This is a genomic window from Variovorax sp. PDC80 (assembly GCF_900115375.1).
GTDB lineage: Bacteria > Pseudomonadota > Gammaproteobacteria > Burkholderiales > Burkholderiaceae_C > Variovorax.
In genome coordinates this window covers 233,063-259,260 of record NZ_FOWG01000001.1, presented here as the reverse complement: position 1 = coordinate 259,260, position 26,198 = coordinate 233,063, and the positions used below count along the sequence as shown (strand labels likewise).

At 66.1% G+C, this 26,198-nt stretch carries 26 protein-coding genes; 13 read left to right on the top strand and 13 right to left on the bottom strand.

Annotated features, from left to right (window positions below; genetic code table 11):
• Positions 1-3 precede the first annotated feature (3 nt).
• Positions 4-1,833, bottom strand: coding sequence for a sensor histidine kinase (locus BM109_RS01160; protein ID WP_256222249.1), 1,830 nt, complete (start codon positions 1,831-1,833; stop codon positions 4-6).
• Between the two features lie 2 nt (positions 1,834-1,835).
• Positions 1,836-2,618: a response regulator transcription factor gene (locus tag BM109_RS01155; RefSeq protein WP_093339817.1), complete on the bottom strand. Its 783-nt coding sequence runs from the start codon at positions 2,616-2,618 to the stop codon at positions 1,836-1,838.
• A gap of 100 nt (positions 2,619-2,718) precedes the next feature.
• On the opposite strand from BM109_RS01155, the gene BM109_RS01150 reads away from it, so the two are divergent.
• The gene (locus tag BM109_RS01150; protein ID WP_093339815.1) at positions 2,719-3,234 is read left to right on the top strand and encodes an MOSC domain-containing protein; all 516 of its coding nucleotides are present in this window, start codon (positions 2,719-2,721) and stop codon (positions 3,232-3,234) included.
• 1 nt (position 3,235) lies between these two features.
• Here the strand turns inward: BM109_RS01150 and BM109_RS01145 are convergent, their stop codons facing one another.
• Together BM109_RS01145 and BM109_RS01140 are read right to left on the bottom strand one after the other, a co-directional pair.
• Positions 3,236-4,204 carry a tripartite tricarboxylate transporter substrate-binding protein gene (locus tag BM109_RS01145; protein ID WP_093339812.1) on the bottom strand — a complete coding sequence of 323 codons (969 nt, stop codon included), beginning with the start codon at positions 4,202-4,204 and terminating at the stop codon, positions 3,236-3,238.
• Positions 4,205-4,220: 16 nt separating this feature from the next.
• A complete protein-coding gene (locus tag BM109_RS01140; protein WP_093339809.1) occupies positions 4,221-4,904 on the bottom strand; it encodes a DJ-1/PfpI family protein in 684 nt (227 codons plus the stop codon).
• Between the two features lie 156 nt (positions 4,905-5,060).
• Between BM109_RS01140 and BM109_RS01135 the strand changes: the two genes are divergently transcribed.
• Positions 5,061-6,056 (top strand): GlxA family transcriptional regulator, encoded by a 996-nt coding sequence (locus BM109_RS01135; protein WP_093339807.1) that lies wholly within the window; start codon positions 5,061-5,063, stop codon positions 6,054-6,056.
• Between the two features lie 7 nt (positions 6,057-6,063).
• Here BM109_RS01135 and BM109_RS01130 read toward each other — a convergent pair whose 3' ends face one another.
• The 7 genes from BM109_RS01130 to BM109_RS40595 form a co-directional block, all read right to left on the bottom strand.
• Positions 6,064-6,867, bottom strand: a complete 804-nt coding sequence (locus BM109_RS01130) for an alpha/beta fold hydrolase (protein ID WP_093339804.1) — start codon at positions 6,865-6,867, stop codon at positions 6,064-6,066.
• 5 nt (positions 6,868-6,872) lie between these two features.
• Positions 6,873-7,712, bottom strand: a complete 840-nt coding sequence (locus tag BM109_RS01125; RefSeq protein ID WP_057592829.1) for a proteasome-type protease — start codon at positions 7,710-7,712, stop codon at positions 6,873-6,875.
• Positions 7,713-7,740: 28 nt separating this feature from the next.
• Positions 7,741-10,371 (bottom strand): DNA mismatch repair protein MutS, encoded by a 2,631-nt coding sequence (gene mutS / locus BM109_RS01120; RefSeq protein WP_093339802.1) that lies wholly within the window; start codon positions 10,369-10,371, stop codon positions 7,741-7,743.
• Positions 10,372-10,376: 5 nt separating this feature from the next.
• The gene (locus BM109_RS01115) at positions 10,377-11,639 is read right to left on the bottom strand and encodes an Arm DNA-binding domain-containing protein (protein WP_093339799.1); all 1,263 of its coding nucleotides are present in this window, start codon (positions 11,637-11,639) and stop codon (positions 10,377-10,379) included.
• An 18-nt stretch (positions 11,640-11,657) separates the two neighbouring features.
• Positions 11,658-11,876, bottom strand: coding sequence for a helix-turn-helix domain-containing protein (locus BM109_RS01110; RefSeq protein WP_093339797.1), 219 nt, complete (start codon positions 11,874-11,876; stop codon positions 11,658-11,660).
• A 126-nt stretch (positions 11,877-12,002) separates the two neighbouring features.
• Positions 12,003-12,206 (bottom strand): excisionase, encoded by a 204-nt coding sequence (locus BM109_RS01105; protein ID WP_093339794.1) that lies wholly within the window; start codon positions 12,204-12,206, stop codon positions 12,003-12,005.
• Between the two features lie 159 nt (positions 12,207-12,365).
• Entirely contained in the window at positions 12,366-13,115 is a 750-nt protein-coding gene (locus tag BM109_RS40595) for a hypothetical protein (protein WP_143129051.1), read from the bottom strand.
• A gap of 242 nt (positions 13,116-13,357) precedes the next feature.
• Here BM109_RS40595 and BM109_RS01095 point away from each other — a divergent pair, with 242 nt between their 5' ends.
• Genes BM109_RS01095 through BM109_RS01070 form a run of 6 tightly spaced genes read left to right on the top strand, consistent with a single transcriptional unit; the run spans position 13,358 to position 18,663 of the window.
• Positions 13,358-13,693, top strand: coding sequence for a HigA family addiction module antitoxin (locus BM109_RS01095; RefSeq protein WP_093339789.1), 336 nt, complete (start codon positions 13,358-13,360; stop codon positions 13,691-13,693).
• 57 nt (positions 13,694-13,750) lie between these two features.
• The gene (locus BM109_RS01090) at positions 13,751-14,746 is read left to right on the top strand and encodes a restriction endonuclease (RefSeq protein WP_093339786.1); all 996 of its coding nucleotides are present in this window, start codon (positions 13,751-13,753) and stop codon (positions 14,744-14,746) included.
• Positions 14,743-15,831 carry an ABC-three component system protein gene (locus BM109_RS01085; protein WP_093339784.1) on the top strand — a complete coding sequence of 363 codons (1,089 nt, stop codon included), beginning with the start codon at positions 14,743-14,745 and terminating at the stop codon, positions 15,829-15,831. Before BM109_RS01090 ends, BM109_RS01085 begins: the two co-directional genes overlap by 4 nt.
• Positions 15,816-16,322 (top strand): ABC-three component system middle component 2, encoded by a 507-nt coding sequence (locus tag BM109_RS01080; RefSeq protein WP_093339781.1) that lies wholly within the window; start codon positions 15,816-15,818, stop codon positions 16,320-16,322. Before BM109_RS01085 ends, BM109_RS01080 begins: the two co-directional genes overlap by 16 nt.
• Positions 16,319-18,196 carry an AAA family ATPase gene (locus BM109_RS01075; RefSeq protein WP_093339779.1) on the top strand — a complete coding sequence of 626 codons (1,878 nt, stop codon included), beginning with the start codon at positions 16,319-16,321 and terminating at the stop codon, positions 18,194-18,196. The genes BM109_RS01080 and BM109_RS01075 overlap by 4 nt, the downstream gene beginning before the upstream one ends.
• 20 nt (positions 18,197-18,216) lie before the next feature.
• Positions 18,217-18,663, top strand: coding sequence for a hypothetical protein (locus tag BM109_RS01070; RefSeq protein WP_093339776.1), 447 nt, complete (start codon positions 18,217-18,219; stop codon positions 18,661-18,663).
• Between the two features lie 295 nt (positions 18,664-18,958).
• Here BM109_RS01070 and BM109_RS01065 read toward each other — a convergent pair whose 3' ends face one another.
• Positions 18,959-20,260, bottom strand: coding sequence for a hypothetical protein (locus BM109_RS01065; RefSeq protein WP_143129050.1), 1,302 nt, complete (start codon positions 20,258-20,260; stop codon positions 18,959-18,961).
• Between the two features lie 387 nt (positions 20,261-20,647).
• On the opposite strand from BM109_RS01065, the gene BM109_RS01060 reads away from it, so the two are divergent.
• The 4 genes from BM109_RS01060 (at position 20,648) to BM109_RS01045 (ending at position 25,231) form a co-directional block, all read left to right on the top strand.
• Entirely contained in the window at positions 20,648-21,037 is a 390-nt protein-coding gene (locus tag BM109_RS01060) for an ATPase (RefSeq protein ID WP_093339770.1), read from the top strand.
• A gap of 566 nt (positions 21,038-21,603) precedes the next feature.
• Positions 21,604-22,431 (top strand): DUF932 domain-containing protein, encoded by an 828-nt coding sequence (locus BM109_RS01055; protein ID WP_093339767.1) that lies wholly within the window; start codon positions 21,604-21,606, stop codon positions 22,429-22,431.
• A 102-nt stretch (positions 22,432-22,533) separates the two neighbouring features.
• Complete coding sequence (locus BM109_RS01050; RefSeq protein ID WP_093339765.1) at positions 22,534-24,576, top strand: ParB/RepB/Spo0J family partition protein; 2,043 nt, start codon at positions 22,534-22,536, stop codon at positions 24,574-24,576.
• 205 nt (positions 24,577-24,781) lie between these two features.
• Positions 24,782-25,231, top strand: coding sequence for a thioesterase family protein (locus BM109_RS01045; RefSeq protein WP_093339763.1), 450 nt, complete (start codon positions 24,782-24,784; stop codon positions 25,229-25,231).
• Between the two features lie 148 nt (positions 25,232-25,379).
• Here the strand turns inward: BM109_RS01045 and BM109_RS01040 are convergent, their stop codons facing one another.
• Positions 25,380-25,586 (bottom strand): hypothetical protein, encoded by a 207-nt coding sequence (locus BM109_RS01040; RefSeq protein WP_093339761.1) that lies wholly within the window; start codon positions 25,584-25,586, stop codon positions 25,380-25,382.
• 215 nt (positions 25,587-25,801) lie between these two features.
• Here BM109_RS01040 and BM109_RS01035 point away from each other — a divergent pair, with 215 nt between their 5' ends.
• The gene (locus BM109_RS01035) at positions 25,802-26,107 is read left to right on the top strand and encodes a DUF736 domain-containing protein (protein WP_093339759.1); all 306 of its coding nucleotides are present in this window, start codon (positions 25,802-25,804) and stop codon (positions 26,105-26,107) included.
• The last annotated feature ends 91 nt before the right edge of the window (positions 26,108-26,198 follow it).

Genomic DNA, 26,198 nt, shown 5'->3' with positions numbered 1-26,198 from the left:
ACCTCAGGTCGCGCCGACGGGCATCCGCAGCCCGACGCGCGTCGCGCCGGGCGCCGAGGCGATCTCGAAGGCCCCGCCCAGCCGCCGCGCCCGCGTGCGCAGGCTGCGCAGGCCGGTGCCATCGGGCCGCGGCGGCGCCTCGGGCTCGAAGCCGCGGCCATCGTCGCGCACCTCCAGCCGCAGCTGGCCGTTCTCTTCCACCAGCGACACGTCGACCCGCCGCGCGCCGCTGTGGCGCAGCACGTTGGTCAGCGCCTCCTGCAGGAAGCGCAGCAGGTCGAGGTTCTGCGAGGGCGCGAGCGTCAGCGCCTGCAGGCCTTCCACGCGCCAGCGGCATTCGATGCCGTTGGCCTCGAGCAATTGCGTGAGCCGATGCCGCAGCGGCGCGACCAGGTCGGCCAGCGCATGCGCGCCGTCGTCGCGGCCGTTGGCGTCGATGATCAGCCGCAGGTCGTCGCGCAGCCGCTTGAGCATGGCCAGCAGCTGCGGCGCGCTCAGGTGCTCGGGCGTGCGCTCCAGCGTCGCGATGCTGCCCACCAGCATGCCGCCCAGGCCGTCGTGCAGGTCGCTCGCGAGGTTCACGCGCTCGCCGATGCGCGCATGCGCGAGCTCCAGCGCATGGCGCTGCGACAGCGTGGCCGCGAGCTCGTCCTTGGCCGCGTTCACTTCCTGGATCAGCTCGGTGTTGAAGTTCTCGATCCGGCGCAGGCTCTGCACGAAGCGCCCGGCCTGCGTCAGCGCCATGCCCAGCAGCAGCACGTAGGACGACATGGTGGTGTAGTAGATGTTGCTGTCGATCACCTGGGTGAACACCAGCAGGTCGTGCGCGCCGGTGAGCGCCGACACCGCCATGAAGGGCGCGAGCGAGCGCATCGGGCTGCCGCGGTGGCGCCAGGCGTGGACGATGGCGGCGCTGTTGACCACGATGATCGTCAGCCCGCCCACCAGCGTCCAGATCGCGCGGTGCAGCGGCAGCGCGGCGGGCGCGGTCAGCCACAGGTCGAGCACGCCGATCGCCGCCGCCAGCAGCGAAACGCCCTCGAGCAGCGGCATGCGGCGGTCGCAGAAGCGCAGGGCGAACACCGCGTAGGCGGTGCTGAAGACCAGCAGCAGCGAGGTGTTGAGCGCCTGCCAGGCCGAGGTGGTGGCGAAGGGCCAGGGGCTGGTGGCGATCTGGTTGTAGCCGAACAGCAGCCACAGCATCGACATCAGCGCGAACCAGCCATAGGCCGTTTCGCGCCGCCGCAGCAGCCACAGTGCCGCGAAGAAGGCCGACACCGCCGCGCTGACCGCGAGGCCCAGCACCTGCAGGTCGCGCCGCACCACGCGCTCGCGTTCGTAGGTGGCCTGCAGCACGGCCGGCGGCCCGACCACGACGGGCCCGAGCCCGGCCTGGTAGACCGCGAGTCCCGAGACGCGCACCAGCAAGGTGTTGGTGCCCGCGCGCAGCAGCGGCGGCGCCAGCAGCCAGTAGCGCGGCGTGTTCCAGGCCCGCGTCAGCGGCTCGACCAGGCTGGCGTCGCGCGAGATCGGCGTGCCGTTGAGGTACACGGCGCCGGCCATGTTGAGGTAGTGCAGCAGCAGGCCGGTCTCGCGCGGTTCCGTGGGCTGTTCCCAGCGCAGCCGGTACCAGGCCACGCCGTCGAAGCCGCTCCAGCGGTCGGCCCAGTTGTCGGGCAGGGCGGCGACCGGCTCCCAGCCGTCCTCGGGCGGACGCGTGTCGTGCCAGCCGGTGGCGCGCACGGCCTCGATGCGCAGCGCGGGGAAGTCCTGGGCCAGCGCGCCATGCGCGCACAGCAGCAGCGCCAGCGCCGCGGCCAAGCGGCGCAGCAAGCTCAGCGCAGCAGCCCGTGCAGCCGCGCCTGGTAGACCGCCTCGGTGCGCGATCCGACGGCCAGCTTGCGGTAGATGTTCTTGGTGTGGCATTCCACGGTCAATCGGGAGATCGAGAGCATTTCGGCCATGTCGCGGTTGCTGAGGCCCTGCGACACCAGTTCGAGGATGCGGTGCTCGCGCCGGCTCAGCAGCGCGGCGGCGGGCGCTTCCTCCTTGCGCGGCGCGATGCCCGACGCGGGCAGCAGCTCGCCGGGCTGGGTGTCGGCGGTCATGGCCGGGATCGGCAGCGGCGCGGGCATGGTCGCGGGCGCGGCGTTCGGCTGGTGCGTGAGCCAGCCCAGGATGCGCCGCGCGATCGCGGGATCGATCGGCGCGCCGCCCTGCTCGATGCTGCGCAGCGCGATGCTGAGCTCGAGGTCGTCGCGTTCCTTCAGCAGGTAGCCGATGGCGCCCGCGCGCAGCGCCGCGAAGATGGTTTCCTCGGTGCGGTAGGCCGAGATCACCACCGCCGGCAGCCGCGGGTGGTGCTGTTGCAGCCAGCCGATCAGGTCGACGCCGCTGCCGTCGGGCAGCCCGATGTCGACCAGTGCCACGCCGAAGCTGCGCTCGGCCAGCAGCGCCCGTGCCGAGGCCACGCTGTCGGCCCAGGCGATCTGCGGCGCGGTGCAGCCCAGCGTGCCGAGCACATAGGCCAGCCGCTGCTGCATGGCCGGATCGTCCTCGACCACCAGCGCGGGGGTCAGCGACACGGGTTCGGGAGTTTCCGGAAGGGGCGTGGACATGACGGCGGGGCGATTTCCCTGGATTGTCGCCAGTTATTGCAATTTGTATCGCCGCCGTGGTTTTGCTGGCGCGTGCGCGGTGCCACGGACAATCGCGCGCATGCCCGACCTTCGCGAACTCATGCGCCAGTTTCCGCGCGCCGGCCGTCTCGAGGCCGTCTACCTGCGGCCCGCGCGGCGCGTGCCGGTGCAGGCCGTCGAGGGCGCGCAGGCGCTCGCGGGGTTGGGACTGGAAGGCGACCGCGCGAGTGCGGCCAGACCCGGCGGCAAGCGCCAGGTCACGCTGATCCAGGCCGAGCACCTGGGCGCGATCGCCGCGCTGGCCGGCCATGCGGCCATCGACGCCGCGCTGCTGCGGCGCAACCTCGTGGTGTCGGGCCTGAACCTGATCGCCGCGCGCTCGCTGTTCCGCGACCAGCCGCTGGTGCTGCGGCTCGGCGACACGGTGCGGCTCGAGATCACCGGCCCGTGCGAGCCCTGCTCGCGCATGGAGGAGCTGCTGGGCCCGGGCGGCTACAACGCGATGCGCGGCCACGGCGGGCTGACCGCGCGCGTGCTCGCGGGCGGCCCGCTGCGCACGGGCGACGCGGTGCGCTGCGAGCCCGCGGACGTCTGACTCAGAGCTTGAAGCCCGAATCCTTCACGAGCTGCCCGAGCATGCGGTCGATCTTCGCGAGCCGCTCGCCCTGGTCGGCCGGCGTGCCGGGCACGGTCGTCATGTCGAGGCCCCTGAACTTCTCCACCACCTCGGGCTGGGCCAGCACCTGCGCCAGCGCGGCGTTGTAGCGCGCCACCGTGGCCTCGGGCACGCCGGCGCCCGCGTAGAGGCCCAGCAGTTCGGTGAGCTCCATGCCGGGCAGGCCGGCCTCCTCGAACGACGGCACCTCGGGCAGCAGCGGCGTGCGCCGCGTCGACGCGAGGATGCGCAGCCGGCCGCTGCGGTGGTAGGGCAGGAAGTCCGACACGCTGGTGATCGCGCCATGCAGCGTGCCGCCGAGCAGGTCGGGCAGCATCGGCGCCGAGCCCTTGTAGGGCACGGGCAGGCTCTCGACCTGGAAGTGGCGCGCGATCCGGCTCGCCATGAACTCGGGTGCGCTGGCAGCGGCCGGCACGCCGATGGCGGCATCGCCGCGGTGCGTGGCGAGCCAGCGCCCGAAGGCCGCGAGGTTCGAGGCGTTGGTTGTCGCGGGATTGGTCGCGAGCGCGAGCTCGAAAGTGGCGACGCTGCCCACGGGCCGGAAGTCGCGCGTGGTCGAGAAGCCCGGGTTCTTCACCGTCAGCGGCACCGTCGCCACCGTGTGGGTGTTGGTCAGCATCAGCACCGAGCCGTCGGCCGGCGCGGCCTTGAGTGCGATCGCCGCGAGCTGGCCGCCGGCGCCGGGCCGGTTGTCGACCACCACCGGCTGCTGCAGCTGCAGCGCCAGCTTCTCGGCCACGATGCGCGCGGCGATGTCGGCCGGGCCGCCGGCCGCGTAGCCGACGAGGATGCGGATCGGGTTGCCTTCGGCCCGCGCGCGCAGGAAGGGCGCGGCCAGCAGGCCGGCGCCGAGGGCCAGCGCCGAGCGGCGGGGCAGGGACGTGGTCATGCAGTCCTCCTTCGTTTCAGGCGGCCACCGGGGCCGTGCGCCCGATGCGCGCCAGGATCGCGCGCCGCTCGGCCACCACGCCGGCCACGCGCGCGCGCGCCGCCTCGACGATGTGGGCCGGCGCCTTGGCTGGCGCGCCGCTGTCGAACGGCGGCTGCGGGTCGTATTCGGCGAACAGCTGGATCGCGCGCGCCGTGTCGTCGTCGGTGGCCTGCGCGATCGCGCGCAGCGCGCAGTCGATGCCCGAGGTCACGCCGGCGCCGGTGATGCGGTTGCGGTCGACCACCACGCGCTGGTCGCGCGGCGTCGCGCCGACCATCGCCAGCAGTTCGTGCGAGGCCCAGTGGCAGGTGGCCTCGTAGCCCTCGAGCAGGCCGGCCACGCCCAGCAGCAGCGGGCCGGTGCAGATGCCGACCACCCAGCGCGCACCGCGGCCCTGGCGCGCGAGGAAGTCGACCGTCTCGCGGTCCTCGAACAGCGCCGCGACGCCGGGGCCGCCGGGCACCACGAGCATGTCGAACTGCGGGCAGTCGGCCATCGCCTGCGTGGCGCGGAACTCCCAGCCGAGCTCGGTGCGGATCGGGTCGGTGTGCTTCCACACCAGCGAGAGGCTGGCGCCGGGAATGCGCACCAGCAGGTCCGCGGGCGCGACGTAGTCGGTCGCGGTGATGTCGGGAAAGACGAGCATGCCGATCTTCATGGGGAGACTCCAGGTGGTCCAGGTTGGGGATCGGCCCAGTCTAGGAAGCGACGGGCTGGCATTCGAGACAATTGCCCCATCATTCCTGCCAGCCCTGGCGCGGCCCGCCGGCTTCGGGTCTGCTGCGTCTTTCTCCTTCGCGAAGGCAACGTTTCCATGTCGATCCTGCCCGTCTGGTTCGTGGTGTTCGAGCGCTTCCAGCTGCTCGACGTGTCGGGGCCGCTGCAGGTGTTCGCCACCGCCAACGACGAGCTGCGGCTCGCGGGCCGCGCGCCGGTCTACCGTACGCGCGTGCTGGCCGCCGAGGCGGGGCCGGTGGCGAGTTCGAGCGGGCTCGCGGTGCAGGCCGAGGCCTGGCCCGCGCGCGTGCGCCATGCCGAGACGGGCACCAGCACCGTCGTCGCGCCCGGCGGGCCGGCCGCCTGGAACCCGTCGACGCAAGTGGGCGGTGGCGGCACCGAGGCCGCCGAGGCCTGGCTGCGCCGCCATGGCGCGCGCTTCGACCGCGTCGCCTCGGTCTGCACCGGCGCCTTCGTGCTGGGCCGCGCGGGCCTGCTCGACGGCTGCCGCGCCGCCACCCACTGGGGCGCCTGCGATGCGCTGAGCGCGGCCTTCCCGCGCATCGAGGTGCAGCGCGACGCGATCTATTTCCGCGACGGCCGCCGCTGGACCTCGGCCGGCGTCACGGCCGGCATCGACATGGCGCTGGGCATGGTCGAGGCCGACCTCGGCCGCGCCATCGCCATCGGCGTGGCGAAGAAGCTGGTGGTGTTCTACAAGCGCCCGGGCGGGCAGTCGCAGTTCAGCAGCGCGCTGCTCGCGCAGGAGGCCGAGGACCCGCGCGTCGAGTCGCTGCATGGCTGGATCGACGAGCACCTGCACGAGACGCTCGACGTGGCGCGGCTGGCCGACCGCATGGCGATGGCGCCGCGCACCTTCGCGCGCTTCTATTTGCAGCGCACCGGCGTCACGCCCGCGCATGCGGTCGAGCGCATGCGGCTGGACCGCGCGACGCGGCTGCTCGAATCCTCGGGCGCGACCATCAAGGCGGTGGCACAGCGCTGCGGTTTCGGTTCGGAGGAGATCATGCGGCGCGCGTTCCAGCGGCGCTTCGGGGTGCCGCCGCTCGATTACCGGGCGCGCTTCCGCTGAGGCCCTGTCAGCCCATCAGGTTGCGTACAGCCGCCTCGATCGCCGCGGCCGTCGCCAGCGGCTTCTCCATCGGAAACAGGTGCGTGCCGTCGAGCATCGCGATGCGGCCCTTGGTCACCTGCTGCGTCATCGCCATGCCCACGCGCTTCATCTCGGCCGACTGGCGCCCGCCGATGAAGGCCGCCTTGCACTTGAGCGGATGGCTGCGCAGCAGCGCGCCGAGGTTGTGCGGCAGCGTGTTGTAGATGGCGGTCTCGACGTCGCGGTCGAAGCTCAGCGCGCGCGTGTCCTCGCGGTCGTTGGTGCCGTGGTCGATGTAGTCGTGCAGCACCTGCTCGTCCCACTTCGCGAAGGCCTTCTTGCTGCGGAAATGTTCGAACACCGCCTCGCGGTGCTCCCAGCTGTTGCGGCGCCGGCGGCTGATCGCGCCGGGCGAGATGCTCTTCATGAGCGGCGTGCGCTTCACCATGTTGAGCGTGTTGGCGCGCCAGCCGCCGAGGATCGGCGAATCGACCAGCACCACGCCACGCGCCAGCTCGGGATGCCGCGCGGCGCACATCAGGCTCAGGAAGCCGCCGAGCGAATGGCCGACCAGGAACACCGGCCCGCCCGCGCGTTCGGCGCGCGGCCGCGCGAAGTCGGCCAGCTGCTCGACTAGGTGCGGCCAGTTGTCGGTGACGGGGTACTTCGGGTCGTGCCCGAATTTCTCGATGGCATCGACCTCGAAGCCGCGGTTGCGCAGGCTGTCGAGGACGACGCGATAGGTGCTCGCGGGAAAGCTGTTGCCGTGCGAGAAGACGATCGGCGGCACAGCGTTCAGATGAGCTTTTCGTCGGGCGTGGAGATCTTGCGCAGCGCGCCGTGCCGCGTCGCCGGCATCTTCAGCGGATGCTCGGTGGCGCTGTCGTCCCATACCGGGTCCTCGATGCTGTCGAACACCTCGCGCAGCTTCTGGCCCCAGCTGTTGTGCACCATGCGGTAGTAGGGGTTGTCGGCGTCGATGCAGATCACGCGGTCGGTCTCGAGCTTGTTGGCCTCGTAGACCACGAGGTCCAGCGGCAGGCCGACCGAGAGGTTGGACTTCATGGTCGAGTCCATCGACACCAGCGCGCACTTGGCGGCCTCGTCGAGCGGTGTCTCGGGCGTGAGCACGCGGTCGAGCACCGGCTTGCCGTACTTCGATTCGCCGATCTGGAAGTAGGGCGTCTCGGTCGTGGCCTCGATGAAGTTGCCGGCCGCGTAGACCAGGAACAGGCGCATGCCCTCGCCCTTGACCTGGCCGCCGAAGATGAACGAGACGTTGAAGTCCAGGCCCGCATGCTTGAGCGCCTCGGCATCGCGGTCGTAGACGTGGCGCACGGCCGAGCCGAGCACGCGCGCGGCATCGAACATGCTCTTGGCGTTCCAGATCGTGGTCGGCGTGCCGGGCTCGCCGTTCTCCTGCGTCTCGCGCAGTTCCTCGATCTGCAGGATCTCGCGCACCGACTGCGAGATGCTGAGGTTGCCCGAGGACAGCAGCACCATGACGCGGTCGCCGGGCTGCTCGTAGACGATCATCTTGCGGAAGGTGCTGATGTGGTCCACGCCCGCGTTGGTGCGCGAATCGGACAGGAACACCAGGCCGGCGTTGAGTTTGATGCCTACGCAATAAGTCATTTTTTGGTCTCGCAAGAGCAGTGCCTGCTCATGGGGCTCCGCGGTCGCGTGCATTCAGTTTCTGTAGGGCGTAGAGCGCGTCGAGGGCTTCGCGCGGGGTCATCGCGTCGGGGTCGAGCGCGGACAGCGCGGATTCTACGGCGCTGACCATGGGGGTTTCGGAGGCCGGGGGCGGTGCGAACAGGTCGACCTGTGCACGAGTTTGCGCATGCTGCGACTCGAGCGCTTCCAGCGCCTGGCGCGCATGGTTGACCACCGCCGCGGGCATGCCCGCCAGCCGCGCGACCTGGATCCCGTAGCTCTTGCTGGCCGGGCCGGGCTGCATCTCGTGCAGGAACACGATGTCGCGGCCGGCCTCGGTGGCGCTCACGTGCATGTTGACCGCGCCATGGTGCGTGGCCGGGAATTCCGTGAGCTCGAAGTAGTGGGTGGCGAACAGCGTGAAGGCCTTGGCGCGGTCGTGCAGCTGGGCCGCGATGCCCGCGGCCAGCGCCAGCCCGTCGAAGGTGCTGGTGCCGCGGCCGATCTCGTCCATCAGCACCAGCGACTGCGCGGTGGCGCCGTGCAGGATCTGCGCGGCCTCGGTCATCTCGAGCATGAAGGTCGACTGCGCGTTGGCCAGGTCGTCGGCCGCGCCGATGCGGGTGTGAATGGCGTCGATCGGCCCCAGGCGGCAGGCCGCGGCCGGCACGTGCGAGCCGATGGAGGCCAGCAGCACGATGATCGCCACCTGCCGCATGTAGGTCGACTTGCCGCCCATGTTGGGTCCGGTGATGACCTGCATGCGCTGCTGCGGGCCGAGCTGGGTGTCGTTGGCGATGAAGCCGCCCGAGGATTTCTCGGCCAGCCGCGCCTCGACCACCGGGTGGCGGCCCTGCTGGATCTCGATGCACGGGTGCGAGACGAAGCTCGGCGCGCGCCAGTGCAGCGTGTGCGAGCGCTCGGCCAGCGCGCACAGCGCGTCGAGCGTGGCGAGCGCCGTGGCCAGCCGCGTGAGCGCGGGCACCGAGGCCTGCAGCGCGTCGAGCAATTGCTCGTAGAGCCACTTCTCGCGCGCCAGCGCGCGGTCCTGCGCGCTCAGCGCCTTGTCCTCGAAGGCCTTGAGCTCGGGCGTGATGAAGCGCTCGGCGTTCTTCAGCGTCTGGCGGCGGCGGTAGTTGTCGGGCACCTTCGACAGCGCGCTCTGCGTCACCTCGATGTAGAAGCCGTGCACCCGGTTGAACTGCACGCGCAGGTTGCTGATGCCGGTGCGCTCGCGCTCGCTGACCTCGAGTTTGAGCAGGAAGTCGTCGCAGTTCTCGCTGATCTCGCGCAGCTCGTCGAGTTCGGCGTCGTGGCCGGTGGCGATCACGCCGCCGTCGCGCACCAGCGCGGCCGGATCGGGCTTGATCGCGCTCGCGAGCAGCTCGGCGCAGCCCGGCGGCGGCGCCAGCCTTTCGGCGATCTGCGCCAGCAGCGCCGCGGCGCCGGGCAGGGCGGGCGCGAGCTGCTCGGCCTTGGCCAGCGCCAGCCGCAGCGCCAGCAGTTCGCGCGGGCGCACCTGGCGCAGCGCAATGCGCGCCGCGATGCGTTCCACGTCGCTGGTGTTCTTGAGCTGCTCGCGCAGCGTGCGCCAGGGCGCGCCGGCGCCGCCGAGCACGGTGGCCTGCAGCGCGCCGATGGCCTCGAGCCGCGCCTGCGCGTCGCCGCGCTCGCGCCGCGGCGCCAGCAGCCAGCGCTTGAGCAGGCGGCTGCCCATGCCGGTCATGCAGGTGTCGAGCAGCGAGAACAGCGTGGGCGAGTCCTCGCCGCGCAGCGTCTGCACCAGCTCGAGGTTGCGCCGCGTGGTGGGCGGCAGCTCGATCAGGTCGCCGTCGCGCTCGACCGTGAGCCGCTGCAGGTGCGACAGCGCGCGGCCCTGCGTGTGCTCGGCATAGCCCAGCAGCGCGGCGGCCGCCGCATGGGCGTTGGTCAGCGATTCGGCATTCCAGGCCGCGAGGCTCTGGCTGCCCATCTGCTCGCTGAGCTTGCGTTCGCCCAGGCCGCCATCGAACTGCCAGGCCGGCCGCACCGACAGCGTGAAGGGCGTGGCGCTGCGCGCCGCCTTGAGCCGCTGCTCGAAGGCCGGCGTGACCTCGGCGCCGTAGAGCAGTTCGCTCGGCGCGATGCGCGCGATCCAGGCCTCGAGCGCGTCGGCCGGGCATTCGGCCAGCCGCAGCTCGGCACCGGTCACGCTGAGCCAGGCCAGGCCGCAGAAATTGCGCGTGCCGGCATGCACCGCCAGCAGCGTGGCATCGGCCTTGTCGTTGAGCAGCTCGGCATCGGTCAGCGTGCCGGGCGTGACCACGCGCACGACCTTGCGCTCGACCGGGCCCTTGGAGGCGCCGACCTCGCCCACCTGCTCGCAGATCGCCACCGATTCGCCGAGCTTGATGAGCCGCCCGAGGTAGGTGTCGACCGAGTGGAAGGGCACGCCGCACATCACGACCGGCTGCCCGGCCGACTGGCCGCGCTGGGTCAGCGTGATGTCGAGCAGGCGCGCGGCCTTCTCGGCGTCGGCCCAGAAGAGTTCGTAGAAATCGCCCATCCGGTAGAAGAGCAGGGTGTCCGGATGGTCCGCTTTGAGCCGGAGGTATTGCGCCATCATGGGCGTATGCGTAGAAACTTCTAATTTGTCCATAAAAATCAATAACTTACCGTTTCTACATCACTTTTTTGGGGCAAATTTGGGGCACTTTTTGCCATGTTTTGCATGCCCTCCCAAATGCGCTCCAGCTCTCTGGGGGACTCTGTATCTATCCATCGACCATAAACGGTGACGAGCATGGAATAGTCGCTGTGCCCCATCTGGTTGGCGATGAAAGCCAGGTTGCCCCGTGCCGTGAGGTTCCAGCAGGCGTAGGTGTGCCGAGTCTGGTAAGCCGGGCGAGGCCGGATCTCCGCGCGCCGGATCAGATTGGCCCACTTAGTGTTCCAGGCGCTCGGCACGAAGTAGTCATTGACGACCTTCTTGCGGGCCTGCGTCTTCGGCGACAGCAGCACACGCACGCGGTCGGTGCGCGATTCATGGCGGTTCAGCCAGACGGTCAGGTCGGCCGGTTCGCGCTGCTCCGCGTCCGCGATCAGCACCTTCAATGCTTCGCGCGCCGGCGGCTGCAGCAACACGGTGCGTTCCTTCTTGGTCTTGGGCACCTTGAACGTCACCGACTGCGTGATCGAGCGGCGCACCGTGATCTTGCTGAAGTCTGGCGCGACATCCTCGACTGCCAGCGCAAGCAGCTCGCCCGGCCGCAACCCGGTATAGATGGCCACAGCCACTGCGGCTTCGTCGATGGGGTGCAGGCAGCCCTTCTCGATCAGCGTGAGGTATTCCTTGTAGGTCAGCGGGTCCGGGTCTTTGCTGCTCTTGGTGAAGCGCACGCAGTGTTTGCCGAGTTCGCCGCAGTAATGGTTGTTCTCGCACCAGTACAGGAAGCCAGCGAAGGTCGCCAGGTAGTGGTTCACCGTGGAGACAGCGCGTGTGACGATCAGATCCGCACGCAGCTTCTGGATGTCCTCGGGGAGCAGGGTGTCGACCACGCGATTGCGGCCCAACGTCGACACGCAGATGTCGAGCGCGACCTCGTAGCGCGATTGCGTCTCCGGCGTGATGTCCACTGCCTTGAGCGGCTTGTAGCGCTCGCAGAGATCACCCACGCGCTTGCTGGAGGCGGAGCTATCGGCCGCGCGCGAGTGCGGGAAGAACTCGGTTTCTTTGTAGTTACCGTTCTTCAGCGCGAACAACGCTGCGCTGCGCAGGCCGGCGGCGTGTTTGATGTTGTTGCGGGTCGGCTCGATGCCGAGCGTGTGTCGATGGCGGGCACCCTTGTACATGAAGGCGACACGGATGGACTTGCCGTGTACCTCCACACCGGGAAAACCTGTATTGGTTGCTGCTGCACCTGCCATGTCTTGGATCCTCGCTACTCAGTTCTCCGCTTCATCGCCGAGCGGCCATTGCCCGGTCTTGAGCATGAACAGCTCGAACAAACCGGGCGGCATCGCCCGGTCACCTGCTTCCCATTGCTGCCATCCACGCAGCGACGCCCGTACCGTTTGTGCCGCCTCTGTCTGTGTGAGGCCCGCGGCAAGGCGGGCTTCGCGTATGGCTGCTGGCGTGGGGCTTTGCGGCTTCGAGTCGGTCATGGGTGCCGATGACAAGAACCCGCGCCGCCATGTGCGACCGGGAAAAACTGCGTTGGAGGCAGTATACGCTCATTGAGCGTATATCGATCTCTCGGTGACCGCCGGAAGCGTTGCGTCTTCGAGGGGCTAGAAGGCAGCGGCGTGGGGTTCACTCTCGACCCAACGCTCGAACTCGGCCACGTTCACGAAGATGCGGCCGTCCGGCGCCTTGCGCCAGACGCGCCCTTCGACCCAGACGCCGCCCTTGACCTTGTGCCGCACGGCGTTCTCGCTGTAGCCCGTGATCTCAGCGAAGCGCTTGATGAGCACCCACTGGCTCGCATTGCCCATGATGACCTCCGCTCAAGGCAGGCCTTCGACGCAGGGAAGGGCGGCGGCCTTGTTTGGGTCAAATTGTCCAAGCTGTCGGCTGCGAGCAAAACCCGCGTGGGCGTGCGTAGGCGTAGAAGGGTGTGGATAAGCAGTAGGACAGGAAGGCGCCGAAGTCTCTCAGTACCCGATGGTTGCCTCGACAATGTCGAACCGCGTTCCTGGGTGCGTCTTTATTGCAGAGCAAGTCAGCTTTGTTTGAAGCAGAAGCTCCCACTCCTTCAGGCCGCCGCCGTTCCCCCACAGGGCAGGCAGCGGGTCTCGTAGCGTCAGCGCGTAGATCACTGCTTTGGCGCTCGAGTCTTTCTGAAGCCGGCGTTTGACTGCGTGATAGATGCAGACGACCGGATCGAGTGAAGTTGATACGAACGAAGGATAGGGCGGCGATGTGTGCAGGTTCAGATCGCCTCGTCCGTGAAACAGTACTTGGCCTGGCGGGACAAGGACCTGACTGGCGGCGATCTCGCCATCGAGACCGCACACCAAGCTCTGTTGTTCCCTCGTGGCGCTGCCCGCGGCGATGGCGCGTGCGGCGGCATGGTAGAGATCGTAGTGCGGATTCTTCCGATACAGCTTGAAGTGCGTCGTGCCGCCGATTCTTGTTCGCTGGCTATGCCATTTCTTGGCTGCGGAGTCATTCTTCAGCCGTTCTTGGATGTGGCCCTGAAAGCCCGAATCGTGTGCGTCGTCGTCGGCCAGACGCAGTAGTAGTTCGATCGGCGTCTTGATCTCGATGATCTCTGGCGCTTTGTAGTGATTGGTCCGATCGAACTGGGGGAGGCTTCCTCCGAACGAGAAACGCCAGTTGGAAAGATCAATGGTCGTCATGTTCTTCAACGCGCTCTGCTTCTGCTGATTTTTCGCCGTCACGGGCATCTCTTGAGAGTCAATGTTCGCCCCGGCGCTTTCCCGTTCAGGCTCTCGGGTATTGCCCCCTTGTTTCCACCGAGCAGGGACGTCCCGCTCTGCTCAGGCCCACCCGCGGCACCCCATCATTGTTCATCGAGTAAACGAATGTAATGTACGATGGACGTACATCGTCAGAATTTTTGACCTGACGTTCGCGATACATCGGGAGCGAGGACGAAAGCCTGTCCATTTCGAAGCGCAGTATGACCGAGTCAGTGCATCACCCAGGTGAGGTTCTCGCCCACCGGCTTGAAGCCGTTGGCGTGTCGCCGAGTGAGTTGGCGCGCCAGCTCGGCGTCCCCGCCAATAGGATCACGCAGATCATCAACGGCAAACGTGGGATCACAGGCGACTCGGCACTGCGGCTCGCCCACTGGTTCGGAGACGCCCCACAGTTCTGGATGGACCTGCAATCGCGCTGCGACCTGAAGCTTGCGGAAGCTGCATCCGGAAGAGCTATCGAGTCGCTTCCTACTGGTCCGAGCGTCCGGGGCCGCAAGACCAAAAAGCAGGTGAAACTGCCTAGGAAAAATCTATGACAGGAGACAACAAAGCCTCTTCTCACGGGGATGAGGACGTTCGGAAAGGAAAATGGCATGACTGATGGACCGGTAGACATCACATTCCACTATCCACCGGAGCTGTTCAATCTCCTTGTGGATGTCGTGCCGCTGCTCAATCGCTCAAAGTCCGATGTACTGGTGTTCTTCCGAGGCGCAGGTGTGTCTGAGAACATGACTGCCGACATTGCCGCTGGGTTGAAGGCTGCACCGAAAGACGTCAATAAATATCAGATGGTTCGCACGGTGCTTGAGCGCCTGAACGCGAAGGGGGAATCCGCTCTTCGCGAACGGCGCGAGGTGCTGCGGCGCGTCGTGGACTTTGCAAACTTCGATTCTTGCTGGCCCGACGACCAACTCAAGGCCAAGGGTCTTGTCGCCAGCATCCGCGAAGTTGTCAACCAGAAGGACGCCTTCACGCGGATGAACAACGCTCGCGAAGAAGAGCGGCAAGCGCGTCTCGCCGAGACCCAGCGGGTCACGGCGGAGAAGCGCGAGCGCGTTTCTAGGATCGAGAACGCCAAGCAGGGCTTGTATGCGCTGTTTGGTACTTCGATGACGCCGCAGGAACGCGGCAAGATGCTGGAGACAGCCCTCAACAATCTCTTCCAAGCCTACGGCGTTCTCGTCCGCAAAGCCTTCCACTTGGTCGGCGATGCTGGAGAAGGAATCGTTGAGCAGATCGACGGGGTGATCGAGCTTGGCGGCATGCTGTACTTCGTTGAAATGAAGTGGTACCGCGATCCGGTCGGCAAGCCAGAGATTTCAGAGCATCTTGTGCGGCTCATGTCGCGCGCCGAGGTTCGAGGCATCTTCATCTCTGCCAGCGACTACACGGAACCTGCAGTCCACACGGTGCGTGAGTTCCTGCAACACAAGGTCTTGGTTCTCTCGACGCTTCAAGAGATCGTGCGTCTGCTTGAGCAACAGGGCGACCTCGCGGAGTTCTTCACGAAGAAAGTCCAAGCGGCGCAGATACACAAGAACCCGTATTTTCGCCCTCATGACGGCGACGGACGCGGCGCGTCATGACAGTGAACTGGAAGGACATCAACAAGCCGCCAAGTCCTGCGACCGCCGTCACGGCTACGCAGGTAGCGAACGGCCCCGTCATTCCCCCGCAGCAGAGGCTGCTGACATACTCGCCAGACGAGTGGGAAGGCTTCGTCGAGGAGTGGGCCTACTACTGTCTCGCGACGAAGTACAAACATGTCCTGCGCTTTTCAGGCGCCGGCGACATGGGCATCGACGTTGCGGGGTTCGTTGACGATAAGCGCCTGGAGGGCGTGTGGGACAACTACCAGTGCAAGCACTACGACCATGCCATCAGACTTGGCGATGTCTGGGTGGAGTTCGGCAAGGTCATCTGGTACTCATCCAGCGGTAAGTACACGGCGCCCCGTCGCTACTACTTTGTTTCGCCGTTCGGTGCGGGCACGTCGCTGAGTCGTCTGTTCGCGAATGCCACGAAGCTTCGTGAAGAAGTAATTGCAAACTGGGACAAGCACGTAAAAGACGCAATCACAAGCACCCAGGAGGTGCCGCTCGACGCAAAGCTCCGCGCCTATGTGGACGCTTTCGATTTCTCGATCTTCGACGCCAAGACCGCGCTCCAGCTTGTTGACGATCATCGCACCGCGCCAGTCCACGCTGCGCGCTTCGGTGGTGGACTGCCAATACGGCCTGCTTCCGGAAAGCCGCCCCAGGAGGTCGCCGTCGCCGAGAGTCGCTATGCGACGCAGTTGCTCGGCGCATACGGCGAACACACGGGGACGATCGTGACTGACCCTTCGGCCTTGTCCGTGCCGAAGCTCAAGGACCACTTCCGCCGCCAGCGCGAAGCGTTCTACGAGGCGGAGTCGCTGCGCGTCTTCGCGCGCGACAGTGTGCCGCCCGGCACCTTCGAGTCCTTGCTGGATGACATTCATGACGGTGTTGTCGACACGCATGACGCGAACCATGCGGATGGCTATGAAAAGGTTTGTGCCGTCACCAAGGCGGCTCGCGACATGCAAATCACGGCGAACGCTCTCATCACTTGTACAAACCCCAAGGACAGGGATGGAATCTGTCACCAGCTCGTGAATGAGGATCGGCTTCGATGGACACGATCATGAACCAGGAACGCAAGCCGACTACGTTTAATGGCCCCCTTGAGGCCGGTATCCGCGCGGTATCGATTCTGGGTGCAGCCTATCCAAAAACCTATGACCTTCAGCGGCTCATTGCCCTTGACTACCTTCTTGTCCATACAGGCGATATCGACGGCCCGGAGAATCTGCATCCGCCGACGCCGATGCACTCGGCTGAATTGCTCGTGCGCCGCAAGCTGATCGAACAATCGCTGCTTCTGATGATGACCCGCGACCTCGTAGCGCGTGAAGTCACGGCTGAAGGCATCAAGTACGGCGCAGGCGAGAACGCTGCGACATTTCTGTCGTCGGTATCTTCCAGCTACCTGCTAGCCCTAAAGGATCGCGCTTCCTGGCTTGTCAAAACCCTCGGCGACCTCACTGATGAACAGTTCAAAGGCATGATGCGCCGCTTCTTCGACAAGTGGGTCGAGGAGTTCCAGCATGTTGAGAAGAGCCTGGGAGGCGGAGCATGACAACGCCAACTCCCGGCTTGCGCTTGCGCTTCCTCGGCTTCTTTGGTCCGCAGAAGTCACCCGCAACCGTGACCTTCGGCCCCGGCCTGAACGTCATCTACGGCGCGTCGAACACGGGGAAGTCTTTCATTGTCGAAGCCATCGACTTCATGCTCGGCGGGAAGCCGCCACTGCGTGACATCCCGGAGCGTGTCGGCTACGACCTCATCCTCCTCGGTCTTGAAACACATGACGGTAGGTCCTTCACGTTCTGGCGCAGCATGGACGGCGGCGGCTTTCGACTCTACGACGGCTTGCATCAGACGCCGCCTGAGACCGACATTTCGTATAAGCAGCTAGACGAGCAACACAGCGACAGGAACGACGCGAACCTGTCTTCTTTCCTATTGAGCCTGTGTGGTCTTAGTGGAAAGCGTGTCCGCAGGAATTCCCGGAACGAAACCAACAGCCTGAGCTTCCGAAATATTGCGCGCCTGATGATCGTCAACGAGACGGAAATCACACAGCAAAGCTCCCCGCTCTTTGACGGCAACCCCATCGCGAATACGCCGAACCTTGCAGCATTCAAGCTGCTTCTAACAGGGACGGATGATTCCGCGCTCGTTGCCAGTAATAGGCGTGAACCGGAAGAGCTGTCGCGGGAGGCGCAACTGCACCTTCTTGACCAGCTACTTGGCGACTACCGTGAGCGGCTCAAGGAGTTGACCAAGAGCCCGAAGGAATTGGAGGAGCAGCTTGAGAAAATCGACACGTCGCTCCGCCAGCAGGCGACTCAGGTGAATACCACCGAGGCGCAGTTTCAAGAGGCAGCTGGGAGGCGGCGCGAACTGCGCAGAAAACTGGAAGAAAGCCGTGCGCGACGCGCCGAAGTTGGGGCGATGTTTGAGCGGTTCAACCTTCTCGATAGGCACTATGCATCCGATATTGAACGGTTGCGCGCTATTGAGGAAGGTGGGACTCTGTTCAATGTATTGGGCGCTGGGCATTGTCCTCTTTGTGGCGCGGCACCCGCTCATCACCGCGCTGAAGCTGATTGCAATGGGGACACTGATGCCGTCGTTCAGGCCGCGCGTACGGAGAGCGCCAAAATCGAAGTCTTGCGCGCAGAACTTGCGGCCACTGTCCGCAGTCTTGAACGCGAGAGCGCCAGTTTCGACCGTAGGCTGCCAGCCATTGTTCAAGAGCTGGAGTCAATTTCCGAGGCGGTTGAGGAACTGATCGCGCCCAGGCTTTCGACTCTTCGCAAGTCCTATTCCGACTTCGCTGACAAGCGCGCTGAAGTGCGCGAGGCGTTGGCGCTGTACGCCACAGTGCAAGACATGGAGCGCCGCCGAGCCGATCTTGAGAAGGGAGCCGAGGACGAGAAGGCCGGGGCACTTGCCAGCACAGAGATTCCCACAACCGTGACCCACAGCTTTGCCAAGACTGTTGAAGGCATCTTGACGGGCTGGCACTTTCCAGAGGCCGGAGATGTGTACTTCGACTCTAAGACTCGCGACCTTGTGATTGCTGGGAAGTCTCGCAGCGCCTTTGGTAAGGGTCTTCGTGCCATCACGCATGCGGCTTTCACCCTCGGGCTGCTAGCGTTCTGTCGCGCGCGACAGACGCCGCACACCGGGTTCGTCGTGCTAGATTCCCCCTTGCTTGCGTATCGGGAGCCAGATGGGACGGAAGACGACTTGACCGGCACCGACCTTCAGGAACAGTTCTACGCCTACCTTGAAGCACTACCCGTCGACACACAAGTCATCGTGGTCGAGAACACCGATCCACCGGATGCAATCATGAAGCGCGAGCAGTCGCTGATGTTTGGTAAGAATCCGCATCACGGTCGGTACGGCCTGTTCCCTTTCTTGACGGGCTCCGCGCGGTAGACGCGCATGAGGAGATATGAATGGCCTTCTCGGACGATAACGGCGGGTTCGCATTTTCATGCGACGACGCGAAAATCTCGATCGTGGCAAGCACTTGGAACACGCGCCTTTCGCAGCTCGCTCGCATGGGCCCGATGTTTGTGATGACACGGTTGCTGCCGAACCTTGAGTACATCGGGAGGATTGTCGGCAAACGGCCGCGAGAAATTTACATTCTTGCCAGTACCGAAGCTGAAGCGGATGCAAGGCAGCTCAAAGCTCAGTTTCCCGAAATTCGAATCGCCCTCCACCACAACGTGAATGCCAAGGTCGTGCTGGTTGCGCCGAATATCATCTGGCTTGGAAGCTCAGATTTCGGGGAATCGAAAAAGATTGAATCCGCCGTTGGCCTCCATTCCGACATCGTCTTCAACAAGACAGTCAATGCTCTCTTTAACCCGATCTGGTCGCAGGCCAGGGAAATATAGGGTCGAGCGTTCGGGCTGCGCCCTAAGGGGTCCGATCTCAATCAGGAGACGATGTGGGAGACCATACCTCGTGCAGCACGCCTCGCTTCGTCAGCACCGCTCAAGCCACACCTCACAGCACCGAATAGGTTCGGCCGTGGGAGCGCTGGCTGCACCCCGCGCTGTGTGCTGAATCGCGGCTGCATGTCAGCCATTCTCAAGGCGATGGCGCTCCGGCTGGCGGTACACCTCTGTCTCATATCACTCAACGCTGGCCCGTACGCATGACTGCGGCCGTCGTTGAAGCGACGGCTGTCTAAACTTCTGTTCGGAACCGCTCCGGATCGAACTGCTGCAATATCCGAGTTACTTCGGCCTCAGTGCTTCGCTCTAGAGCAAAGAGGTTCCTGACGCGGTTGTAGGCATCAGTGAGAAAAGTCAGTTGTGCTTCCGGGCTCCAGTCTATGTGCTGTCTAGCTTCTCGGGTGTCGTTGCGCCGAGACGGCGTCCGATCTCCTTGCCATTCGGAGAACCACTGAAGATCTTTGACGGCGAAGAGTCCTACCTCGACCCGGCGGGTCTTTTGCGCTTGAAAATGGTCCATTACGATCATTGCCTTGCGCAGCAACTGTGACCACTGTCCGAGCATCGGATGGTCTCTGAGCAAAAGTTGACCTTGGTGCGGGACGATCACGCTGCCATGCAACATCCAGAACTCGCCGGTATCCTCGAAGAACATGGTGATGTTGGTAGTGGACGCCTCACGCGCTTCCGACTGACCAGTGATCCAGTAGCGGACGTATCCTTCTTCCGTCGCCCCGTAGTTGCCGCTGCTCGCGCTATCGCTCGGCGCCTCGATGCTCTTTGATTGGTTCAACTTGGCGATGTCCGAAACCGACGGCGCGCCGTTCTTCCAGCCGGCAGGGATGATCCGCATGTAGGCGCGCGGAACGTCGGGCATGGCTACCGTTTCGCGTCCTGCTCCTCCAAAGGCGTCGTTGTGCGTTAGCGTGCCGCCGGCCGAGGCCCAGATAGAGTAGTTGTCTGCCTTCGGAGCAACGCCATCAATCCTGGTTGCAGCCGCGAGGTCATCGGATCGTTCCTCAAGATTGGTCTGCAGGGCTTCCTTGAGCTCTTTGACGAGCTTTGATCGAACCGCCGCGCGGGTTGGCTTGTCGGCGCCTTCGCTCAGCACGAACGTGACGACACGCCGTTGACGAATATCGAAGGGAAGATCCTCCACCTTCGCGCCGCTCGCCATGTTCAGAATCCCGATGACTCGCTCCCAGCCAGGCCGATGCATCGCCCATCCAAGTTCGATCATCACGTTGGGGTTCGGCAGCCACTTTCCGTCTGGAGACTGTGCGATAGGGGTGAGGTCGGCGACGAACACTGCCGCATCCGCTATCTTGTTGAGGATCGTGGCGGCGATGTCGGCCATGCCACGTTCACCCTTGGTGTCGTGGTCAATCTCAGGCCGATCCGCATCATCGACACCGATCTCGTTGGCAACCTGGGTGATTGCTTCTACCAAAGCACCGCGGATGAAATGACGGCAGGTCTTGGGTGAATAGTCACTTTGCCAGGACCAAAATATCTTTGCGGTGTGTTCGTTCATCACTTCTCAGTGTCAAATCAGTGCGGCCTTGTATTGGCAAAGGACGGTTGTGGCAGCCGTGCCGATACCAAATTATGCGTCCCGGCGTACCGCCGTCGGGCTCGCGGGCTGCGCCCCGTGCTTCGTGCCGAATCACGGCCATCCGGCTTTGATCCCTGACGCCTCCGGCCCTTGAGGGCCTGCGCGCTGCGTTTGCCCGTTCTTGCCTTCGTTGAAGGGCGGCGGGAGGTCTTGCTGTTTCCTTCACCGTATCACGGCGTTCTCGCCGTCAAAGGCTGCGCGCCGATGGCGCTTGCGGCCCGTGGCCGTCTGCGACCCCTGACTGCTTGCGCTGCGCCGTGCTGGCGACGGTTCCGGGCAATTCCGCCCGAGCAACCGGAGATCGTCATGAACGACAAATCGCATGTTTCGCTCGAACAACACGTCTGCCTGGTCTGCGGCGTGCCTTTCGACACCGGCAACCTCCTGCTGGACAAGCGCCTGCGCGCGAGCATGGAGCGCCACACGGCGACGGGCTGGGGCCTGTGCGCCGAACACCAGAAGCTGGCCGACGAGGGCTTCGTTGCGCTGGTCGAATGCGATCCGCAGCGCAGCGAGTCGTCGGGCGGTCGGCTGAAGCCCGAGCAGGCCTATCGCACGGGCCGGTTGGCGCACATCAAGCGCAACCTGTTCACCCAACTGTTCAACGTGCCGATCGAGGCCAACCAGCCTTGCGTCTTCGTCGAGCCGGGCGTCATCGAGCAGCTTCAGGCGATGGTGCCACCAGCGTCGAGCTGATCGCTCAATAAGGCGTCACGCGCCGCGCCCGCGATAGGCGGGCGCGGCGTTTTTTCTTTGCTGCGCCTCATGTCGAGAGTTTCAGCCCTGGGCGGACCTGCGCGCTGCGCTTGCCTCCAGGGGATCGGCTGGCCAGCCCATCCCCGCCGCGCTGCGCTTGGCGCCCCTGCAAGACCGCCGACCAAGCTGCACTTGATCGGCCTTCGCGCCTGGCGGCGCTGCGCGCTTCGCTTGCGTGGTGCCGGCGCCGAGAGCGGCCGTTGCCGCAGTCGCCGTCTTTCCTGAGCCCATCACCTTGTCCGCGACCGTAGCCCGCGGCCGGGGGCCGTCAAGGCGCGCCGGGCCGTGTCCTCGCTGCGCTGCGGGCCGCCCCACACCCGGCGCTTGTTTCCTTGACAGCCCCCGGCCACGGGCTCCCTTTCGTCGCGGGCGATGAACTCAGGAAAGACGGTGGCAACGAGGCCGGCCTGGTTCTTCGCGCCGACCCCACCGGAAGTCCGAAGAGGGCTCCGAATCTAGGAATCCGGTGGGGGTTCTTCAACAGCCAACTTCATTGGAGAAAGACCATGCAACTCGCTTCCCGTTTCGCACTGCATTCGCCGGTGCTGCGCTCGGAACATCCCTTGTCGGATGACCAGATCAGGACGGTGGCCCCGTCCATCTTCGCGGAGGCCCCGCACAACAGCCGCTCGCAACGCTACAGCTACATCCCCACGGCGACGGTGCTGCACAAGCTGCGCGGCGAAGGCTTCCAGCCCTTCATGGTGTGCCAGACCCGCGTGCGGCAGGAGGGGCGGCGCGACTTCACCAAGCACATGGTCCGGCTGCGCCACGCCAGCCAGATCAACGGCCGCGAGGCCAACGAAATCATCCTGCTGAACTCTCACGACGGCACCAGCAGCTACCAGATGCTGGCGGGCATGTTCCGCTTCGTCTGCCAGAACGGACTCGTTTGCGGCGACACCGTGGCGGACGTGCGCGTGCCCCACAAGGGCGACGTGACGGGCCACGTCATCGAAGGCGCATATGAAGTGCTGGACGGCTTCGAGCAGGCACAGACCTCGCGCGATGCGATGCAGGCCATCACGCTGGACAGCGGCGAAGCCGAAGTCTTCGCGCGCGCCGCGCTGGCCCTCAAGTACGACGACCCCGACAAGCCCGCGCCCGTCACCGAGGCGCAGGTGCTGGCCCCGCGCCGCTTCGACGACAACCGCCCCGACCTGTGGAGCGTGTTCAACCGCGCGCAGGAGAACCTGACCCGGGGCGGCCTGCCCGCACGCACGGCCAACGGCCGCCGCCAGCACACGCGGCCCGTGCAGGGCATCGACCAGAACCTGCGACTGAACCGCGCGCTGTGGCTGCTCGCCGATGGCATGCAGCGCCTGAAGGCCTGAACCCCGCTGATCCCACGCGGAGGCGGCCTTCACGCCAACACGGCCCCTCCGTTCCTTCCCTCCGTTGGCTTGTCCGTTTCTTCATTCGATAGGAGTTTCATCATGAACACCGCAACCCTTCACGAAACCACTGCCATCGCCGCCGCCGTGCGGAGCGTCACCGCCATTGGCGCGGACCAGGAGCTGCTGCTGATCCCGCTGTCGCGGCTGCGCCCATCCTCGCGCAACGTGCGCAAGAGCGGCGGCACATCAATTCCCGAACTCGCCGCGAGCATCGCCCGCGTGGGCCTGCTGCAAAACCTCACCGTGGTGTTGTCGCCGGATGGCGAGCACTACGAAGTCGTCGCCGGTCGGCGTCGGCTCGCCGCCCTCAAGGTGCTGGTTAAGCGCCGCAAGCTCGCCAAGGACCACGACGTGCCGTGCCTGCTGGTGCCCGATGCGGCGGCGCGCACCGTCAGCCTGACGGAGAACGTGCAGCGCGAGGCCATGCACCCGGCAGACCAGTTCGAGGCCTTCGCTGCGCTCATCAAGGAAGGCCGTCCCATCGAAGACGTGGCCGCCGATTTCGGCGTGACACCGCTGGTGGTGCAGCGCCGCCTCAAGCTCGCCAACGTCTCGCCCCGGCTGCTGGCCGACTACCGGGCCGACGCCGTGACGCTCGACCAGTTGATGGCTCTCGTCATCACCGACGACCACGCGGCGCAGGAAGCCGCGTTCTATGAGTCGCCGCAGTGGCAGCGCAGCCCCGACGCGCTGCGCGATCACCTGACGCAGGAGGAAATCGACGCGGCCCGCGACCCGGTGGCGCGCTTCGTCGGACTGGACGCCTACGAGCAGGCGGGCGGCGGCGTGCGCCGCGACCTGTTCGCCGACGAGCAGAGCGGCGTATTCCTCGCCGATGCCGCGCTGCTGGATGCGCTTGCGCGCGACGGCCTCGCAACGGAGGCCGAGCAAGTGCGCGCAGAGGGCTGGGGCTGGGTGGAGGCCGTGCCGCGCGCCACCTACGCCGACCTGCACCTTTTCCAGCGCGTGCGCGCCACGCGCCGCGAGCCGGGCAAGGCGGAGGCCAAGCGCATCGCCAAGCTGGAAGCCGAGCAGGCCAAGCTGCAGGAGCGGCTGGACGACGAGAACGAGGCCATCGGCGACGACGAGGCGCAGGCGCTGCAGGATGCGATGGACGCGATCGGCAACGACCTCGACGCCATCGAGCGCAAGCTGCTGGTCTATCCCGTGGGCGCGGTGCCGAGGGCGGGGGCCGTGGTGTCGCTCGATTCGAAGGGAGCGGTGGTGGTGCATCGCGGCCTGCTACGCGAGGACGAGGCCAAGGCGCTGCGCGCGCAGCAGCGCGGCGCGCACGCCGGGGAAGACGTGCATGAAGCTGGCGCGCAGGAGCGGCTCGAGGACGAGCCGTCCGCGCTGGCGATCTCCGAGAAGCTGGCGCGCCGCCTGTCGGCTCACCGCACCGCCGCATTGCAAGCCGAGGTGGCGCGCCATCCGCACATCGCGCTGGTGGCCGTGGTGCATCGGCTCGCGCAGCGCATCGTGCTCGACGGCTACCACGGCTCGCCGCTGAACATCAGCGCCGACCCACAGGACCGTTTGGAGCAGCACGCGCCGGATGTGGTCGAGTCGGCGGCAGCTGTTGGCATGTGCAAAGTGCGGGAGGCTTGGGGCCAGCGCTTGCCCAAGGACTCCGAAGCGCTGTTCGCCGAGCTGCTGGCGCTGCCGCAGTCCGAGCTGCTGTCGCTGCTGGCGGTGTGCGTGGGCTTCACGGTCAGCGCCATCACGTCGCGCGAAGGTGATCGGCCCGCCGCGCTGCTGGCGCAGGTCGTGAACCTGGACATGGGCCAGTGGTGGACGCCGACTGCTGCGGGCTACTTCGAGCACGTGTCCAAGGCCAAGGCGCTGGAAGCGGTGCAGGCGTTCGCGCCGGGCGAAGTGCACCGCCTCGCCAAGCTCAAGAAGGCGCAGATCGCCGCCGAAGCCGAGCGGCTGGCGGCAGGCAGCGGCTGGCTGCCCGCGATGTTCCGCGCGCCGGAGGCCGCGACACAGGAAGCCGCACCGCAGGGCGACGCCCAGGAGATGGAGGCAGGGGCTGACGACGAGCGCGCCGACGAGACGCAGGAAATGCACGAAGCCGTTTGAGTGCGGAATGCCCCGGCCTGCGGGTCGGGGCTTTTTTACACAGGCGCGACGCGCGCGGCAGGTCTGCCGCGCGCGTTTTCACATCCAGGCCCGGCCGCAAACCCGCTGCAGCGCGCCAGGGCACGCTACAGCGGGTTTGCGGCCGGGCCGCTGCACGGGAGCATCAGTGGATCGGAGGCATTTGCTCCTCTCGCCACTACATGCCATGAACCATCAAGCAGTCAGCGGGGTCTTCTTCGAGGAATCCTACATCGTCCCGGCCGACCAGACGGCGCGGTCGCTCTTCTCGCGGCTGCCGCATGGGAAGGACTACGCGGAGCAGCTGATCGAATGCCTGGCCACGGGCTACCTGGTCGCGGTCATCGAGTCCGTCTGCATCCGCGAGGTGCAGCGGCTGACGGATACCGACGCGGAAGCGGTGGTCGGGCGTTCCATCCGCATCGACCACCTGGGACCGATCCCTCCTGGCTCGCCGTTGCGGCTGCGCGGGTGGGTCGAGCGTATGAGCGACCGCAGCGTCACCTTCCGCGTGCATGCGCACGATCCCCATGAAGTCGTCTGCGAAGCTGTCGTCACCCTCGTGGCGACGTCGCGCCAGAACATCGAGTCGCGCATCACGGCCAAGGTCAGCGCCCTGCGTGAACTGAGGCCATGACGCCTGCGGGCCGGTAGGTGCGTCGGAATGCATCGCCACGCCGTGGGCCGACCGTCCAGATCCGATTGGGTCATTCCCGGTCCCGACACGAGCAGCGTCCGATGATGCCCGGGCGCGGTTCTCACCCGGGCCGGTCCGCCATGCCCTTTCACGCCGCGCCGAATCCGGCGCCGATGCTCGGGAGCGTCTCGCTCACGTTGGGGACCGCCATGGACGGCAACAGGATGCGGACGGTGCCGGCGGTGTTCGTGGGGGCGGCGCGTCGGCCATGGCACCTTGCGGTGGCAGTTGCGCCCAGGGCGGCCTTGGCTTGTCGTGAATCCTGGCGATGCACCGGCTGCGCCTCGGGCTTCATGGCAGCAACCGTCCGGCCCGAACAAATTTCCCCGCCTTTGTCACTGCGTTCGGCGGCTTCCTCGCGGGACAAATTTCTTCGGGCACTCCCGGTCCTCCACGCTGTTGCGGCCCCTTCGCTTCGCTCAGCGGTGCAGCCCGCCCGTGCCTCGCCCTTCGGATCACTGACAAGGCCGCGATGGGCGCGACCAGTCAACCACCGCAAGGAGATTCATCATGGCCAACATCGGCACCTTCACCGCACAGAACAACGGCTTCACCGGCTCCGTCCGTACCCTGACGCTCAACGTCAAGGTCAAGCTGGTCCCCAACGACAAGGAGAGCGAGCACGCTCCCGACTACCGCATCGTCGCCGGTAACTTCGAGATCGGCGCGGCGTGGAAGAAGATCAGCAGGGCGGAACGGCCCTACCTGTCGGTGACGCTCGATGACCCGTCGTTCCCGGCCACCATCTACGCCCGCCTGGTCGAGGCCGAGGACGGCACGCACAACCTGATCTGGTCGCGCAGCAAGGGCGACTGATCGTTGCCCTCGGCGCCCCGCCCACCGGCGGGGCGCCGGCACGTGTGCCAGTCGCGGTGCCTTCAGCGTCGTCGCTGCATCGTCGCCGCAT

What these genes read in the sequence shown, in the direction of transcription:
- BM109_RS01070 (WP_093339776.1), top strand. Translation starts at nt 18,217, where the DNA reads ATGGCCTTCTCGGACGATAACGGCGGGTTCGCATTTTCATGCGACGAC.
- BM109_RS01035 (WP_093339759.1), top strand. Translation starts at nt 25,802, where the DNA reads ATGGCCAACATCGGCACCTTCACCGCACAGAACAACGGCTTCACCGGC.
- BM109_RS01065 (WP_143129050.1), bottom strand. Translation starts at nt 20,260, where the DNA reads ATGAACGAACACACCGCAAAGATATTTTGGTCCTGGCAAAGTGACTAT.
- BM109_RS01145 (WP_093339812.1), bottom strand. Translation starts at nt 4,204, where the DNA reads ATGACCACGTCCCTGCCCCGCCGCTCGGCGCTGGCCCTCGGCGCCGGC.
- BM109_RS01105 (WP_093339794.1), bottom strand. Translation starts at nt 12,206, where the DNA reads ATGGGCAATGCGAGCCAGTGGGTGCTCATCAAGCGCTTCGCTGAGATC.
- BM109_RS01095 (WP_093339789.1), top strand. Translation starts at nt 13,358, where the DNA reads ATGACCGAGTCAGTGCATCACCCAGGTGAGGTTCTCGCCCACCGGCTT.
- BM109_RS01110 (WP_093339797.1), bottom strand. Translation starts at nt 11,876, where the DNA reads ATGACCGACTCGAAGCCGCAAAGCCCCACGCCAGCAGCCATACGCGAA.
- BM109_RS01055 (WP_093339767.1), top strand. Translation starts at nt 21,604, where the DNA reads ATGCAACTCGCTTCCCGTTTCGCACTGCATTCGCCGGTGCTGCGCTCG.
- BM109_RS01150 (WP_093339815.1), top strand. Translation starts at nt 2,719, where the DNA reads ATGCCCGACCTTCGCGAACTCATGCGCCAGTTTCCGCGCGCCGGCCGT.
- BM109_RS01115 (WP_093339799.1), bottom strand. Translation starts at nt 11,639, where the DNA reads ATGGCAGGTGCAGCAGCAACCAATACAGGTTTTCCCGGTGTGGAGGTA.
- BM109_RS01125 (WP_057592829.1), bottom strand. Translation starts at nt 7,712, where the DNA reads ATGACTTATTGCGTAGGCATCAAACTCAACGCCGGCCTGGTGTTCCTG.
- BM109_RS01140 (WP_093339809.1), bottom strand. Translation starts at nt 4,904, where the DNA reads ATGAAGATCGGCATGCTCGTCTTTCCCGACATCACCGCGACCGACTAC.
- BM109_RS01135 (WP_093339807.1), top strand. Translation starts at nt 5,061, where the DNA reads ATGTCGATCCTGCCCGTCTGGTTCGTGGTGTTCGAGCGCTTCCAGCTG.
- BM109_RS01050 (WP_093339765.1), top strand. Translation starts at nt 22,534, where the DNA reads ATGAACACCGCAACCCTTCACGAAACCACTGCCATCGCCGCCGCCGTG.
- BM109_RS01080 (WP_093339781.1), top strand. Translation starts at nt 15,816, where the DNA reads ATGGACACGATCATGAACCAGGAACGCAAGCCGACTACGTTTAATGGC.
- BM109_RS01040 (WP_093339761.1), bottom strand. Translation starts at nt 25,586, where the DNA reads ATGAAGCCCGAGGCGCAGCCGGTGCATCGCCAGGATTCACGACAAGCC.
- BM109_RS01085 (WP_093339784.1), top strand. Translation starts at nt 14,743, where the DNA reads ATGACAGTGAACTGGAAGGACATCAACAAGCCGCCAAGTCCTGCGACC.
- BM109_RS01075 (WP_093339779.1), top strand. Translation starts at nt 16,319, where the DNA reads ATGACAACGCCAACTCCCGGCTTGCGCTTGCGCTTCCTCGGCTTCTTT.
- BM109_RS01090 (WP_093339786.1), top strand. Translation starts at nt 13,751, where the DNA reads ATGACTGATGGACCGGTAGACATCACATTCCACTATCCACCGGAGCTG.
- BM109_RS01045 (WP_093339763.1), top strand. Translation starts at nt 24,782, where the DNA reads ATGAACCATCAAGCAGTCAGCGGGGTCTTCTTCGAGGAATCCTACATC.
- BM109_RS01060 (WP_093339770.1), top strand. Translation starts at nt 20,648, where the DNA reads ATGAACGACAAATCGCATGTTTCGCTCGAACAACACGTCTGCCTGGTC.
- mutS (WP_093339802.1), bottom strand. Translation starts at nt 10,371, where the DNA reads ATGGACAAATTAGAAGTTTCTACGCATACGCCCATGATGGCGCAATAC.
- BM109_RS01155 (WP_093339817.1), bottom strand. Translation starts at nt 2,618, where the DNA reads ATGTCCACGCCCCTTCCGGAAACTCCCGAACCCGTGTCGCTGACCCCC.